This window comes from Bacteroidota bacterium (assembly GCA_017303975.1).
Classification (GTDB): Bacteria; Bacteroidota; Bacteroidia; order JAFLBG01; family JAFLBG01; genus JAFLBG01.
Genome location: JAFLBG010000006.1, coordinates 78,324 through 92,230 on the forward strand (window position 1 = coordinate 78,324; position 13,907 = coordinate 92,230).

Annotated in this window: 12 protein-coding genes; 9 read left to right on the forward strand and 3 right to left on the reverse strand. The window is 35.4% G+C overall.

The features are described 5' to 3' along the window. Window positions 1-64 precede the first annotated feature (64 nt). Window positions 65-1,342: a metallophosphoesterase gene (locus J0M08_03815; protein MBN8702165.1), complete on the forward strand. Its 1,278-nt coding sequence runs from the start codon at window positions 65-67 to the stop codon at window positions 1,340-1,342. A 15-nt stretch (window positions 1,343-1,357) separates the two neighbouring features. Here the strand turns inward: J0M08_03815 and J0M08_03820 are convergent, their stop codons facing one another. Beyond that, window positions 1,358-2,038 carry an RNA methyltransferase gene (locus J0M08_03820; protein ID MBN8702166.1) on the reverse strand — a complete coding sequence of 227 codons (681 nt, stop codon included), beginning with the start codon at window positions 2,036-2,038 and terminating at the stop codon, window positions 1,358-1,360. After that, complete coding sequence (locus tag J0M08_03825) at window positions 2,022-3,074, reverse strand: agmatinase family protein (protein ID MBN8702167.1); 1,053 nt, start codon at window positions 3,072-3,074, stop codon at window positions 2,022-2,024. Before J0M08_03825 ends, J0M08_03820 begins: the two co-directional genes overlap by 17 nt. A 125-nt stretch (window positions 3,075-3,199) precedes the next feature. On the opposite strand from J0M08_03825, the gene J0M08_03830 reads away from it, so the two are divergent. The 8 genes from J0M08_03830 to lon all read left to right on the forward strand — a co-directional run bounded on the left by J0M08_03830 (window position 3,200) and on the right by lon (window position 13,390). Further along, window positions 3,200-4,567, forward strand: a complete 1,368-nt coding sequence (locus J0M08_03830; protein MBN8702168.1) for a DUF5103 domain-containing protein — start codon at window positions 3,200-3,202, stop codon at window positions 4,565-4,567. Between the two features lie 42 nt (window positions 4,568-4,609). Then, on the forward strand, window positions 4,610-4,996 hold the full coding sequence (gene apaG / locus J0M08_03835; GenBank protein MBN8702169.1) for a Co2+/Mg2+ efflux protein ApaG: 387 nt from the start codon (window positions 4,610-4,612) through the stop codon (window positions 4,994-4,996). Window positions 4,997-5,303: 307 nt separating this feature from the next. Further along, window positions 5,304-6,080, forward strand: a complete 777-nt coding sequence (locus tag J0M08_03840) for a SpoIIE family protein phosphatase (GenBank protein ID MBN8702170.1) — start codon at window positions 5,304-5,306, stop codon at window positions 6,078-6,080. Between the two features lie 284 nt (window positions 6,081-6,364). Next, window positions 6,365-7,771, forward strand: coding sequence for a SpoIIE family protein phosphatase (locus tag J0M08_03845; protein MBN8702171.1), 1,407 nt, complete (start codon window positions 6,365-6,367; stop codon window positions 7,769-7,771). A gap of 76 nt (window positions 7,772-7,847) precedes the next feature. Beyond that, a complete protein-coding gene (gene pruA / locus J0M08_03850; GenBank protein ID MBN8702172.1) occupies window positions 7,848-9,479 on the forward strand; it encodes an L-glutamate gamma-semialdehyde dehydrogenase in 1,632 nt (543 codons plus the stop codon). A 69-nt stretch (window positions 9,480-9,548) separates the two neighbouring features. Then, window positions 9,549-9,980, forward strand: coding sequence for a hypothetical protein (locus tag J0M08_03855; GenBank protein MBN8702173.1), 432 nt, complete (start codon window positions 9,549-9,551; stop codon window positions 9,978-9,980). A gap of 29 nt (window positions 9,981-10,009) precedes the next feature. Beyond that, window positions 10,010-10,726, forward strand: coding sequence for a hypothetical protein (locus tag J0M08_03860; protein ID MBN8702174.1), 717 nt, complete (start codon window positions 10,010-10,012; stop codon window positions 10,724-10,726). Window positions 10,727-10,915: 189 nt separating this feature from the next. Further along, a complete protein-coding gene (gene lon, locus J0M08_03865; GenBank protein ID MBN8702175.1) occupies window positions 10,916-13,390 on the forward strand; it encodes an endopeptidase La in 2,475 nt (824 codons plus the stop codon). Between the two features lie 98 nt (window positions 13,391-13,488). Here the strand turns inward: lon and J0M08_03870 are convergent, their stop codons facing one another. Then, window positions 13,489-13,860, reverse strand: a complete 372-nt coding sequence (locus tag J0M08_03870) for a hypothetical protein (protein MBN8702176.1) — start codon at window positions 13,858-13,860, stop codon at window positions 13,489-13,491. Window positions 13,861-13,907 lie beyond the last annotated feature (47 nt).

Here is a 13,907-nt window from a genome sequence, read left to right on the forward strand (position 1 = left end):
ATGATTTTAGTATTCACCTCTAGTGTTAAATATTATTTAACTTAGCGACCTTGTAATTCTTGTTATGACTACACCACTCCTTCTTTTTTTTCGCTTTATACTCTTCATTCTTTTTTTGCTAGTTATAGACTGGTATGTTTTTCGAGGATTCAAAACAGCCTTGAGTAGCATGCAAAATGATAGACTTAAGCTTTTTATCTTTTATGGCTTTTGGACAATAAATATTGCTTTTATTGCACTTGTTGTTTTTGGGATTTTAAATTTTTCCAGAAACACAGAACCTTCAGGAAGGTTGTTTTTTTTGGTAGGCTCTTTTTTTATTCTTTTAACGGTTCCTAAATTAATTATTACACTTTTTTTGCTTACCGAAGATGTGGTGCGAATTTTTAGAGCTGCAGTGCTTTGGACAATGAATACATTTATTTATAGAAGTGTTGAAAATAAGGGGATTTGGATGGCACGCAGAGAATTTATAAGCCAATTGAGCATTGTAATAGCCGCTATTCCTTTTGTTGGAATTATTCATGGAATTTTAAAAGGACGCTACAAATACACTGTTCATAAGGTAACGCTTACATTTAAGGATTTACCTGATGCATTTCATGGATTTAAAATTACTCAACTATCCGATATACATGCCGGAAGTTTTGATAATTACGAAGCGGTAAAAAAAGGGGGTGAATTGGCAAATGCGCAAAAGTCGGATATGGTTGTTTTTACGGGAGATTTAGTCAATAATTTTGCACACGAAATAAAACCATGGATAGATTTATTTAAAACATTAGATGCTCCATTTGGAAAGTATTCGATAACAGGAAATCATGATTATGCGGATTATGTAGAGTGGAAAACGTTGGACGAGAAGCGAGCTAATTTTAATGCACTTTTAAGTGCACATGCCGAAATGGGTTTTAAAATATTGCTGAACGAGAATATTTCTGTAACCAAGAATGGACAATCCATACGGCTTATTGGCATAGAAAATTGGGGGGCTGGAGGTTTTGCTAAATATGGAGATTTTGAAAAATCGCTGGAAGGAGTTATTCCGGCAGAGTTTAAAATACTTCTTTCGCACGACCCATCCCATTGGGAAAATCAAGTACTTAATCATAAACAACATATACATTTAGCACTTGCAGGTCATACACACGGTATGCAGTTTGGCATTGAAATTCCGGGAATAAAATGGAGCCCTGTTAAATATAGATATCCTAGGTGGGCAGGATTGTATGAAGAAAAAAGCAAATACTTATACGTAAACAGAGGATTTGGATTTATTGGATTCCCCGGCAGAGTTGGCATTTGGCCAGAGGTAACTGTAATTGAATTACAAAAAGGCTAATTCAATTCTGTGCACCTACTTTCTTGCGTAAAATTCTTTTTCTAGTAATTCTGGCTTATTTACCGTGTTTTTAAGCCATTCTAGCATAATTACCTTTTGTTCATCTTCTGACAAGTGCCAGTTAAGTTCAGATTTGTGCAATCGCTTTGTTAGTTCATACATAATGAGAGCAGCAGAAACAGAAATATTAAAACTCTCTGTAAAACCAAACATTGGGATGGTAATAAATTCATCCGCCTCCTCCATTACTTGACTTGTTATTCCATCAATTTCTGTGCCGAATACCAATGCAATTTTTTTATCAATGGGAAGCGTATCTAACTTGTAACTGCTCTTGTGCGGAGAAGTTGCTACAATAGTGTAGCCTTTGCTTTTCAAATGCTGTAAGCATTCTTTAGTAGGATTTTCAGGGCTCCTGTATTTATGCATATTTATCCATTTGTAAGCTCCCATAGCCACATCCGGATTAATGGTGTATTTGTTTCTTTGCTCAATGATATGTACATCTTGAATACCAAAGCAGTCGCATGATCTAAGCACAGCGCTCGCATTGTGCGATTGATAAATATCCTCAAGTACTACAGTAATATGCCTCGTTCTGTTTGCAATTACTTCGTTGAACCGCTGCAAGCGAGATTCCGAAACAAACTCCGAAAAAAAAGAAATAAGTTGATCTAAATTAGTTGTGCTTTCCATTGGATAATGCCGCTAGGTTAGCAATTCTATAAAGTAAACGTGCACCAACGTTTGCATCCCACTCATCTTTGCTTGGTGACACTTCGTTTATATCGAACGAAATAATTTTTTTGCCTGCATCAACTAATTTCTCAATAAGATAAACAGCTTGTTCAAATTCAAATCCTCCGGCCACCGGAGTGCCTGTATTTGGGCATAATTTAGGGTCAAGACCATCAATATCAAAACTGATATATATAAGCTCCGGTAGTTGCTTTATGATATCTGTACAAATTGCATTCCAGGTTTTTCCTTTGTATTGTGCGTGCTTTATATCTTTATCAAAATATGTTTTTACTCTTCCTTTGGAATTATTAATAATGTTTACTTCGTCCTCACAATAGTCTCTAATACCTACTTGCACTAGCTTTGAAATATTTTTAATTTTCAACGCATTGAACATAATGGAAGCATGTGAGTAGGTAAAACCTTCGTATGCATCGCGTAAATCGGCATGTGCATCAATTTGCAATATGGCAAACGATTTGTGTTTTTCACTCAATGCCTGCATTAGTCCAAGCGGTGTGCTATGGTCGCCACCTACAAGCCCAACAATTTTATTTTTTGTTAAAAACGATTTACTTTTGCTTTTTACATATGCATTCATTTTTTCGCACTCCGCATTCACTTCTTTTTGAATAGCATGTTGTTGTTTCGTTACCTTTCCGGCTTCTAATGCGCGAATAAAGGCTTCTGCTTTTTTTCGTAGATTTTTACTTTTGGTTTTTAATTCTTTAGGCATTGTATCCATTGCATAGCCTATCTTCCAAGCATCTTTTACCTTTGGGTCGAATAGGTCAACTTGGAAAGATGCATCAAAAATGGCTTCCGGACCATTTACGGTTCCTCCGCCATAAGATACAGTAACCTCCCATGGCACGGGTAAGAAAACAATTTCTGCCTCATTAGTTGTATATGGCAATCCAAATATATTGTTGTTTCTATCTCCTAAATCATTAGGGTCGAAATTCTTTATTTTATCTTGTTTTGATGTCATGTTATTCAAATTATGTAACTGGCGGCAAAATTAGAACTATTTAAGTGCGAATAAAATTTTAGCTTCAAATTTTCGTTTTTAGGATGCAATGATTTTTGTCTAGTTTTACACCCATATTAATTACTTTGAAAAAAACAGACTATTTACGTAGAATTTATGTTGTTTTGTTAGCAACGTGCTTATCCTATTCTATTTGGAGTCAAGAGCACACAGGTTACTACCAAGATAATTTTTTACGCTATGCCGATTATGTATATAAGCCCAATATCAAAACAGTATTATTGAATTACAATGGTGTTGTTGTGCCTGATATTAAAAGCTTTGGCGATATTAGAGAGTTTCAACAAACAGCCATAAACTTTACAATTCCTGTAGTACTTCTTAATTCTGACAAACAATTAAAATTAAGTTTTGATGATTTCGATTTAGGAATAAAAAATTTCAACTACACCCTAGTGCATTGCGATGCATACTGGAATCCATCTAGCCTTCAGCCGAATGAATATCTAGACGGATTTTTCGAAAACAACATTTACAGTTACCAATTTTCATTAAACACCTTGCAGCGTTATGTCCATTATTCAGTAGTGTTTCCGGGCAATAATTTTAAAATTACAAAGTCGGGCAATTATTTAGTGAAAGTGTATGAAAACAATAATCCGGATGATATAGTGCTTACCAAACGCTTTATGGTATTTGATGAAAAAGTAACCGTAGCTCCTACCGTTACAGCTGCAACAAATGTAAGTGAGCGCTACTTAAAGCAAGAAGTAGATTTGCGGATTGTAACACCGGAGTACGAAATTACAAATGCATATAAAGATTTAAAAATAGTTATAACCCAAAATGATAGGTGGGACAATGCCTTGTTTACTTTAAAACCCACGTATGTAAAGCACAAGGAACTGGTGTACGATTACGACACCGAAAATTTATTTTCAGGTGGAAATGAATTTAGAAGTTTTGATTGTAGAAATATTCGTTACCAAACCATGAATGTAAAGCACATAGAGACGGACTCCACAGGCTTTCACATGTTTTTATTGAACGATGAAAAACGTAGTTCGCAGCGTTATTCAACACAACGAGATATTAATGGAAAGTTTTTAATAAAAACCATGAATGGCAACAATAGTGATATAGAAGCAGAATACGTGTATGTGCATTTTTTTGTTCCTATTCCGGAACCCACGATGGATGGCACGTTATACGTAGTAGGAGGTTTTGTTAACTGGCAGTGTGGCGAAATGAACAAGATGACATATAACCACAGAAAAAAAGGATATGAGTGTACTATTTATGTAAAGCAAGGCTATTACGATTATAAGTATGTGTTAGCAAAAGATGGCACTAAAAATTTAGACGAAGGTTTTATTGAAGGCGAACATTTTGAAACCGAAAACGAATATGTTGTGTATGTATATCATCAATCACAATTAGGACTTACTTACGACCAGTTGATTGGGGTGCAACGAGTAACGTCCGTCAGATAATAATAATTTTGTAGTGTGTATATTTCTTAATTATATTTACCCATGGTAACCTTAGTTACAAACGGAATTAAAATATCAGTAAAAGTTATTTACAGAGAAGAATTTTCTCAACCAGAGAAAAACTATTTTCTGTTTTCCTATTTCATTACCATCGAAAACAAAAGCGATTTCACGGTACAATTACTTCGCAGACATTGGTTTATTTACGATTCAATAGGAGAAACTAGAGAAGTTGAAGGCGAAGGCGTTGTTGGTGTGCAGCCGGTTTTAGCTCCAGGAGAAAAGTACGAATATGAGTCTGCTTGCGATTTAGTTTCCGATATGGGCAAAATGACAGGTACTTATTTGATGCAGCGAGAATTAGACTCCAAGGAGTTTTATGTAAATATTCCCGAGTTTGACTTGGTGCATCCTCCGCGCTTAAATTGATTCTATTAATAATTAATGAATTTATTGCGAAAGTGGTTTATTGGTGACTACTTATCAAAAACAGATAGTGTCTTTTGATAGAGCGAAAATATTGTTACTTTATAATTTCTCGATATACTATCTCTTATTGGAATCCATTTTTTATGCGAATTTAATTGTAAATAAAGTTTGGCATCATGTTTATATGGTTTCATTTGCATTCTCAGCTTTACTTTCTGTTCCTTTTTTTTTAGCTATTTAGGTTCTCTGTTTTTTTTAAACAAGAGAAAAGACAGAAGTACAAATAAACAATCAGCGCTTACAACTCTTGGAAAAAAACGAAGAAATTATTTCCAGTATATCGTATGCTCAACAGATTCAAAATGCAGTGCTTCCATTTCAGCATACCATCGATGCTATAATTCCTAATTCATTTATCCTGTATAAGCCTCGAGGTATTGTTAGTGGAGATTTTTATTGGTTACATGAAATAAATAAGGATAATTATATTATTGTTTGTGCTGATTGTACCGGCCATGGTGTTCCAGGAGCCTTTATGACTTTTATAGGAAATAATTCATTATCGCAAATTGTAGTTGAAGGTAAAACTACAGAGCCAGTTCAAATACTTACTGAACTTGATAAAAAAATAACAGCAACATTGAAACAAGAAAAAGCTACGTTAGCTTTAGTTCAAGACGGTATGGACCTTTCACTTTTAAAGGTCAATAAAGAAACAAAAGAATTTATTTTTACTTCGGCTAAACGTTCTGCAATACTTATAAGAAATACCGGTGAGCTGCAAGAATTAAAGGGAAGTAAATTCTCTTTGGGTGGCATTCATGTTGCGGAAAAGCTCTTCTACGAACAGCAAATAAAGTATAAAGAAGGTGACATGATATATTTATTTACAGATGGATACATAGATCAATTTGGAGTAAAAAGCGATAAAAAATTCATGATTAAACGGTTTAGAGAACTATTGTCAACAATTTATCATTTGCCGCTTAATGAGCAAAGACAAAAATTGGAATTTGTAATTGAACAATGGAAAGGTAATATTCAACAAACAGATGACATATTAGTGATGGGAATAAAATTGTAACTGCTATTTTACTTACTTCAAATTTCACTAACTTTAATATTAGTTATCATTCAACATAAACAGAAAATACATTATTAATTTTTATACCGATGGCTGTACCGATCAGTTTGGAGGGCCGGAAGTGAAAAAATATTAAAGTAAGCGATTTCGCGAATTGTTATTTGCCATTCATACTTACCCCATGGGCGAACAAAAAAAGGATATGGATAAAGCCATAAAAGAGTGAAAGGGGGGTGTTGAACAGATTGATAATATACAGCTTATTGGAATTAAATTTAAAATGAATGAATCTGAATCAGTTTATTGAAAAGCTTGTTTACAAAGAAGAGCTAAAAACGTCTGAACTAAAGAGAAAAGGAGTTTTTTTTCAAAGCACGTTGCTTTTATTTGCAATTATCAATGTAGCACTTACAGTCTACATGGCTCCTAAAGTTCCTAAGGAACAAACATTGCTTTTTATCTCCAAAATGACCTTTGTAACGTTTGCCATATTGGCGTTAATTACCGTGTATAAATATTTTGGCAAAAGAATTTTGTTGGTTAATACGATGGGGTTAATAGTAGGGATGGGAGTATTAGACACCTATCAATATTCGGGAGGTATTTATTCTCCCGATATGATTTGGTATATGATTGCCTTGCCTGCATGGTTTTTATTGGTGGGTAATAAACCTACATTTTATGTTTGGTTTACATTTGGTGTTATAACTGCATTATTCTATGTATATGCCGACATCAACCACTTTCGTGATTTTTTTAATGAAAGTCCCAGGAGCGGAACTTACATATTTATGAATATCTTTTTTGCAAGTGGGATGGTGTTTGTGATTTTGCTCATTAACGAATCAAATGTGGAAAAAAGTAGGAATGAGGTTATACTGGCAAAAGCGGAGCTAGAATTAAAAAGTATTCAGCTCGAAAATAAAAACGAAGATATTGTTTCCAGCATCAATTATGCCAAGCGAATCCAGTACGCCATTTTACCACACGAGGAATCATTGGCTAAAATTCTTCCGCTTGCATTTATTTTGTATAAACCCAAAGATATTGTAAGTGGCGATTTTTATTGGTTGCACGAATTAGATAGAGATAATTATGTTTTAGCCTGTGCCGATTGTACAGGCCATGGTGTACCCGGTGCATTTATGACAGTAATAGGCAGCAATTCCCTTTCCCAGATTGTGGCAGAAAATAAAATTACCCAACCCGCACAAATATTGCAGGAGCTCGACAAAAAAATAACATTTACACTAAAACAAGATAAATCTCGTACAGCCATGGTGCAGGACGGAATGGACTTGGCGTTGATAAAAGTAGATAAACATAAAAAAGAGTTAGTATATGCATCTGCAAAACGCTCCGCTATTTTAATCCGCAATAATCAAATTCAGGAATTTAAGGGAAGCAAGCTTTCTTTAGGTGGTATGCAAAGTGGCGATAAGCATTTTGAAGAAGTAAAAATAAAGTTGGAAGAAGATGATATGGTGTATTTATTTACCGATGGCTATATCGATCAGTTTGGAGGACCGAGCAATAAAAAATTTATGATTAAGCAATTCAGAGATTTGCTACTCTCTATTCATCATCTTTCCTTGCAAGAACAACGTAGTAAGCTAGATAATGCAATTGAACAATGGAAAGGACCAGGCCTACAAACGGATGATATGCTGGTAATTGGAATACGGTTTTAGTGATTTTTTCTCTCCTTTTCTTTTTCTAACTTTATCCTTCAATCTTTATAATGTTCATACTTAAAACTCACTATATATGTCAACAGGATTTTTCAAAGTACCAGCCGCAGTAAACGAACCTATTAAAAATTATGCTCCGGGAAGCCCTGAACGTAAAGAGCTTCAGGCAATGCTAAAGCAATTGCGCTCTAAACAGGTTGATATTCCGATGTATATTGGCGATAAAGAAGTGCGAAGTGGTAATAAAATTCGATTGGCTCCACCACACGATCATAAACATACGTTAGGTTATTTTCATAAAAGCGATAAAAAGCATGTAACACAAGCTATTCAAGCTGCATTGGCTGCTAAAGAAAAATGGCAAAATTTATCATGGGAAAATCGCGCCACTATATTTTTGAAAGCAGCAGAGCTAATTGCAGGGCCTTATAGAGCAAAGTTAAATGCTGCAACCATGTTGGGGCAAAGTAAAAATGCATTTCAAGCAGAGATTGATTCTGCTTGCGAGATAATTGATTTCTTGCGCTACAATGTGCAGTTTATGACGGAAATTTATGCGGAGCAACCTGTTTCCTCTCCCGGAATTTGGAATCGTATGGAATGGCGACCATTAGAAGGTTTTATCTACGCTCTTACACCATTTAATTTTACTGCTATTGCGGGTAACTTGCCTACATCGTGCGCAATGATGGGTAATGTCGTAGTTTGGAAGCCAAGCAATACACAAGTTTACGCTGCTAATGTGTTAATGGAAATATTTAAAAAAGCTGGTGTGCCGGATGGTGTTATTAACCTTATTTATCCAAGCGGCCCTGATGCAGCGGATGTAATTTTTAAACACAGAGATTTTGCCGGAATTCATTTTACAGGTTCTACTGAAGTGTTTCAAAATATTTGGCAAACAATAGGAAATAATATTCATATGTATCGTTCGTATCCACGTATAGTGGGCGAAACAGGAGGTAAAGATTTTATTGTGGCTCATAAAAGTGCAGATGCAAATGTGTTAGCTACAGCTATTTCTCGCGGTGCATTTGAATACCAAGGACAAAAATGTTCTGCAGCATCACGTGCTTACATTCCTTCCAATTTATGGAAAGAGGTGAAGGCATTGGTATTGGCTGATTTAAAGACCATGAAAATGGGGCCGACCGAAGATTTCACCAATTTTGTAAACGCTGTAATCGATGAGAAATCATTCGACAAACTGGCTGGATTCATTGATAGAGCCAAGAAAGATAAAGGGGTAGAAATTATTGCAGGTGGAAAATACAACAAAACAAAAGGATATTTTATTGAGCCAACTATCATTGTAACAAAAGATCCTAATTATGTTACTATGTGCGAAGAGTTGTTTGGTCCAATACTTACTATTTATGTGTACGATGAAAATAAGTTTGAGCAAACATTAAAAATTGTTGACTCAACCTCTAACTATGCCCTAACAGGGGCTATTCATGCGCAAGACCGGTATGCATTGGATGTTGCAACTAAACTATTGGTAAACGCTGCTGGTAATTTTTACATAAACGACAAGCCTACAGGAGCTGTTGTTGGGCAACAGCCGTTTGGTGGCGCTCGTGGCAGTGGGACAAACGACAAGGCAGGTGCAAAAATAAATTTATTACGTTGGGTTTCTCCTCGTACTATCAAGGAAACGCTTGTGCCGCCTACTGATTACAGATATCCATTTTTAGGGAAGGATTAAAATTATTTTTAATGCATATAACAAGCAGCGTTTTCTTACGTTTAATTGTCTATACTAAAAAAGAATACTGTGAAACAAAAAAGATTTTTTTTAGCAACTATTTTATTAGGTATCCTATTAATAGGATGTAAAAAGTATGAAGAAGGTCCTGCCTTTTCCCTTAGAACCAAAAAAGCGAGAATCAGCGGCTCTTGGGTATTAGAAAAGTATCTGGTAGATGGAGTTGATGAAACAGCTAGTTATTTAGGAGGTTATTCTCCTGATTTGCTTGAAATTGAAAAATCTGGAGACTTTAAGTACACCGATTACTATTTTAATGGGAGTATTATTGATTATGGTGTTTGGGAGTTTTTGCCGGGAAAAGAAGAAGTTAAATTTAAAATGGCTCCAAGTATTGGAAGCGAGTTTACTTACAAAATTCTGAAGCTAAAAAACAATGAATTTTGGTATAGATGGAACGTTAATGGCTCTAACCGAGATTACCACTTTAAGGCCAAATAACATCTGGAGTATCGTATCTTACTACTGTTTTGAAAATATTTTTTTTAACCATTTCGATTTTCTTTTTTTTTGAATCTTACTCTAAGAATATAGAGCTTGGCGCCTTTATTATTGGAGGAGGTAAATTAAATAAAAACATAAAGGCAGGTGTAGTTCATTCAGGAATTTCCTTTTCAAAAACAAATAAAAAATCATTTTGGGAGTTTAATTTTGCTGTATCAGCTGGCTCTCTTAATGAGGAATTACAAGGCGATGCCATTTGTCACATTCAAGCTATTAAACAGTATGGTTATTATTCTCAAGGGATTGAGGATACACGCAGTGCTTATATGTCCTACAATAGTTATAAAGCAATGTCGGCAGGAATAGGATGGTATATGAATTATTTTGAACGTTATCATAAGAATAAATCACTTAAAAGTATCTTATACCTAGGGCTATCAATTAATTCTTTACTAATGAAAGAACAGTATAATGTCATATATACAGAATCCTCAATAAAATTTTATAACAGAAAAGAGAAACAAACAAAAGGAGCTATAAACTTCTTTATTCTAAACATAACTCCAAGACTACTTGCTTATAAGCTAGAAATAAACAAACGCTTTATATGGAGGATTGAGCCTCTTTTAAATTTGTACAAGCCTTATGATTTGGAATATAAGGACAGAACCTATGATTATGAAGACAATCCATACATGGGTTTTAAGCCGGAACTCAGAATTACATTTGCAATAAAAATGTGAGTGGCAACACTAACAGATTGCATGGTTTACGAATTAAATTATCCTTTTTATTGCCAATCTGTCCCAATTCACTGTTTGGCATACCAATTGACTTAGTTATTCTAATTTCCTTTAAAATCAGTATTTTTGAATGGAAATGTATTGGGGATAGTTATATCCAATTGTGTAAACTGACAAAATGACTTTTTTATGAACGATTCAAATTTTCCTTTAGATATATCATTGTCAAACGTAATTAATGACGATGCCGAGTTTATACCTCTTTTGTCTCAAGAAGACGAAGATGTAATGAATGCAGAAAAAGTGCCGGATACGTTGTCGATATTGCCACTGCGCAATACCGTGCTTTTCCCGGGTGTTGTTATTCCTATTACAGTTGGACGCGATAAATCTATTAAACTCATTAGAGATGCCTACAAAGGCGATAAAACCATTGGTGTTGTTTCGCAAGTAAACGACTTGGTAGAAGACCCTAATTTCGACCAGTTGAACCGAGTGGGAACCATTGCGCACATTATTAAAATGTTGCAAATGCCCGATGGAAACACTACTGCTATCATTCAAGGCAAAAGACGTTTTCAATTAAATGAGTTGGTAGAAAGCGAACCATATTTAAAGGCGAGCATACAAGCTTTTGAAGATATTGTGCCTAAAAAGGGCGACAAAGAATTTGATGCCTTGGTTTCTTCGCTGAAAGATATGGCATTGCAGATTATTAAACTATCGCCACACATCCCTACCGAAGCTGGTTTTGCGCTAAAAAATATTGAAACTCCTTCTTTTTTGGTGAATTTTATTTCATCAAATATGAATGCATCAGTTGCCGATAAGCAAAAGATGCTAGAAGTGGCAGACCTGAAAGAGCGTGCTACATTGGTGCTTGGCTACTTGACCAAAGAAATGCAAATGTTGGAATTGAAAAATCAAATTCAATCGAAAGTAAAAGTTGATTTGGACAAACAACAACGCGAGTATTTTTTACACCAGCAATTAAAAACCATTCAAGAGGAGTTGGGCGGAAATAACTACGAGCAAGAGGTAGAAGAGCTGCGCGAAAAATCGAAGAATAAAAAATGGAGCAAGGAAGTAGAACAAAGTTTTGCTAAAGAGCTGAATAAATTGTCTCGCATGAATCCTAATGCTGCGGAATATTCGGTTCAAATGAATTACCTAGAACTATTGCTAGACTTGCCTTGGAACGAATACACCGAAGATAAATTCGATTTAAAAAATGCTAAAAAAATATTAGACCGCGATCACTATGGCTTAGATAAAGTAAAAGAGCGTATACTGGAGCATTTGGCAGTGTTGAAATTAAAAAACAACATGAAGGCGCCAATCCTTTGTTTGTATGGCCCTCCGGGAGTAGGTAAAACATCGCTAGGAAAATCAGTTGCTGAGGCTTTGGGTAGAAAGTATGTACGTGTTTCGTTGGGCGGCTTGAAAGACGAATCGGAAGTGCGTGGGCACCGCAAAACCTATATTGGTGCTATGCCGGGGCGTATTATACAAAATATTAAAAAAACACAATCATCTAATCCAGTTTTTATATTAGATGAAATAGACAAAGTTGGACGCGATTTTCATGGCGACCCATCCTCTGCATTGTTAGAGGTGCTTGACCCGGAGCAGAACACCACTTTTTATGATAACTATTTAGAAATAGAATACGATTTGTCAAAAGTGTTGTTTATTGCTACAGCCAACTCCTTAAGCACTATTCAGCCTCCATTGTTAGACAGAATGGAAGTGATAGAGGTTTCCGGTTATACTGTGGAAGAAAAAATGGAAATAGCCAAAACGCATTTAATTCCTAAGCAGCTAGAAGAGCATGGTGTTTTGAAAAACCAGTTTGCTCTGACTAAAAAGAATATTGAATATTTAATTGAAAATTATACGCGCGAATCGGGCGTAAGAAGCCTAGAGAAGGTTATTGCTAAATTGGTTCGTAACAGGGCAAAAGCAATAGCTACCGAAGAAAAATTTGACTTGGAATATGCCGAATCAGATTTATTGAAAATATTGGGACCATCTCATCCAAAAGATAAATACCAAGGAAACGATGTAGCAGGTGTGGTTACAGGTCTTGCATGGACATCGGTGGGTGGAGATATTTTATTTATAGAAGTAAGCCTAAGCAAAGGCAAAGGCGGAAAGCTAACATTGACGGGTAATTTGGGTGATGTGATGAAAGAGTCGGCTACACTGGCATTGGAGTATTTAAAATCTCATGCCGATAGTTTTGACATCAACCCTGAAGTGTTTGACAGCTGGAATGTGCATATACACGTGCCACAAGGCGCAACTCCAAAAGACGGACCAAGTGCCGGAATTGCCATGCTTACTGCACTAGCATCTGCATTTACACAACGTAAAGTAAAAAAGCACTTAGCCATGACAGGCGAAATTACCTTGCGTGGTAAGGTATTGCCGGTGGGTGGAATTAAAGAAAAAATATTGGCTGCAAAACGTGCCGGAATAAAAGAAATTATTTTGTGTGCCGACAACCAAAAAGATATTGCCGAAATAAAATCCGACTACGTTAAGGATATGAAGTTTACGTACGTTGATACCATGCTGGAAGTGATACAGAATGCGCTGCTCAAAGAAAAAGTTAAAAATGCACTGGATGTAAACGGTGGTGTGGAGAAGAATAAGAAATAGCTCGTTATTTCGCCATTGTTGGTGATAACACCAACATGGGCGAAAAATTCAAAATGTATTCAAACTATGTTTTGTAGTAAATAGGTTTTAGGGGAAACTTAATTCATATAGCTTTGCCATTCCACCAGAATATATTTGGCTTTTCCGTTTTCCATTCTTTTTAAAAATCCATATTCGAAACAAAATAAATATACATCGCCCTTCTGATTTTTCCAGTAATGGGTGAAATATTTTGGATTAAAGCCAGCTTCCATTATTTTTTCGGCTCTTACTGTTGATTTTCCAGCTTTGTTAAAATCGCGAAGCAGCCTTCTATTTAGTTTTAATTGTAAGTCAATTTTTTTAAACAAACTACTTTCTTTCAATTTGTTTTTCTCGTAATTGTGATTTGACTTGCAATAGTCGCTACAATATTTTTTGTCTATTCGGCCCTCTAATGCATCGTTACAATTTAAACACAATCGGTTCATAAACATGAATTTGAAAAGTTCCTTACTTATATCTGTAGATTTAAACG

What these genes read in the sequence shown, in the direction of transcription:
- J0M08_03815 (MBN8702165.1), top strand. Translation starts at nt 65, where the DNA reads ATGACTACACCACTCCTTCTTTTTTTTCGCTTTATACTCTTCATTCTT.
- J0M08_03820 (MBN8702166.1), bottom strand. Translation starts at nt 2,038, where the DNA reads ATGGAAAGCACAACTAATTTAGATCAACTTATTTCTTTTTTTTCGGAG.
- J0M08_03825 (MBN8702167.1), bottom strand. Translation starts at nt 3,074, where the DNA reads ATGACATCAAAACAAGATAAAATAAAGAATTTCGACCCTAATGATTTA.
- apaG (MBN8702169.1), top strand. Translation starts at nt 4,610, where the DNA reads ATGGTAACCTTAGTTACAAACGGAATTAAAATATCAGTAAAAGTTATT.
- J0M08_03845 (MBN8702171.1), top strand. Translation starts at nt 6,365, where the DNA reads ATGAATCTGAATCAGTTTATTGAAAAGCTTGTTTACAAAGAAGAGCTA.
- pruA (MBN8702172.1), top strand. Translation starts at nt 7,848, where the DNA reads ATGTCAACAGGATTTTTCAAAGTACCAGCCGCAGTAAACGAACCTATT.
- lon (MBN8702175.1), top strand. Translation starts at nt 10,916, where the DNA reads ATGAACGATTCAAATTTTCCTTTAGATATATCATTGTCAAACGTAATT.
- J0M08_03870 (MBN8702176.1), bottom strand. Translation starts at nt 13,860, where the DNA reads ATGAACCGATTGTGTTTAAATTGTAACGATGCATTAGAGGGCCGAATA.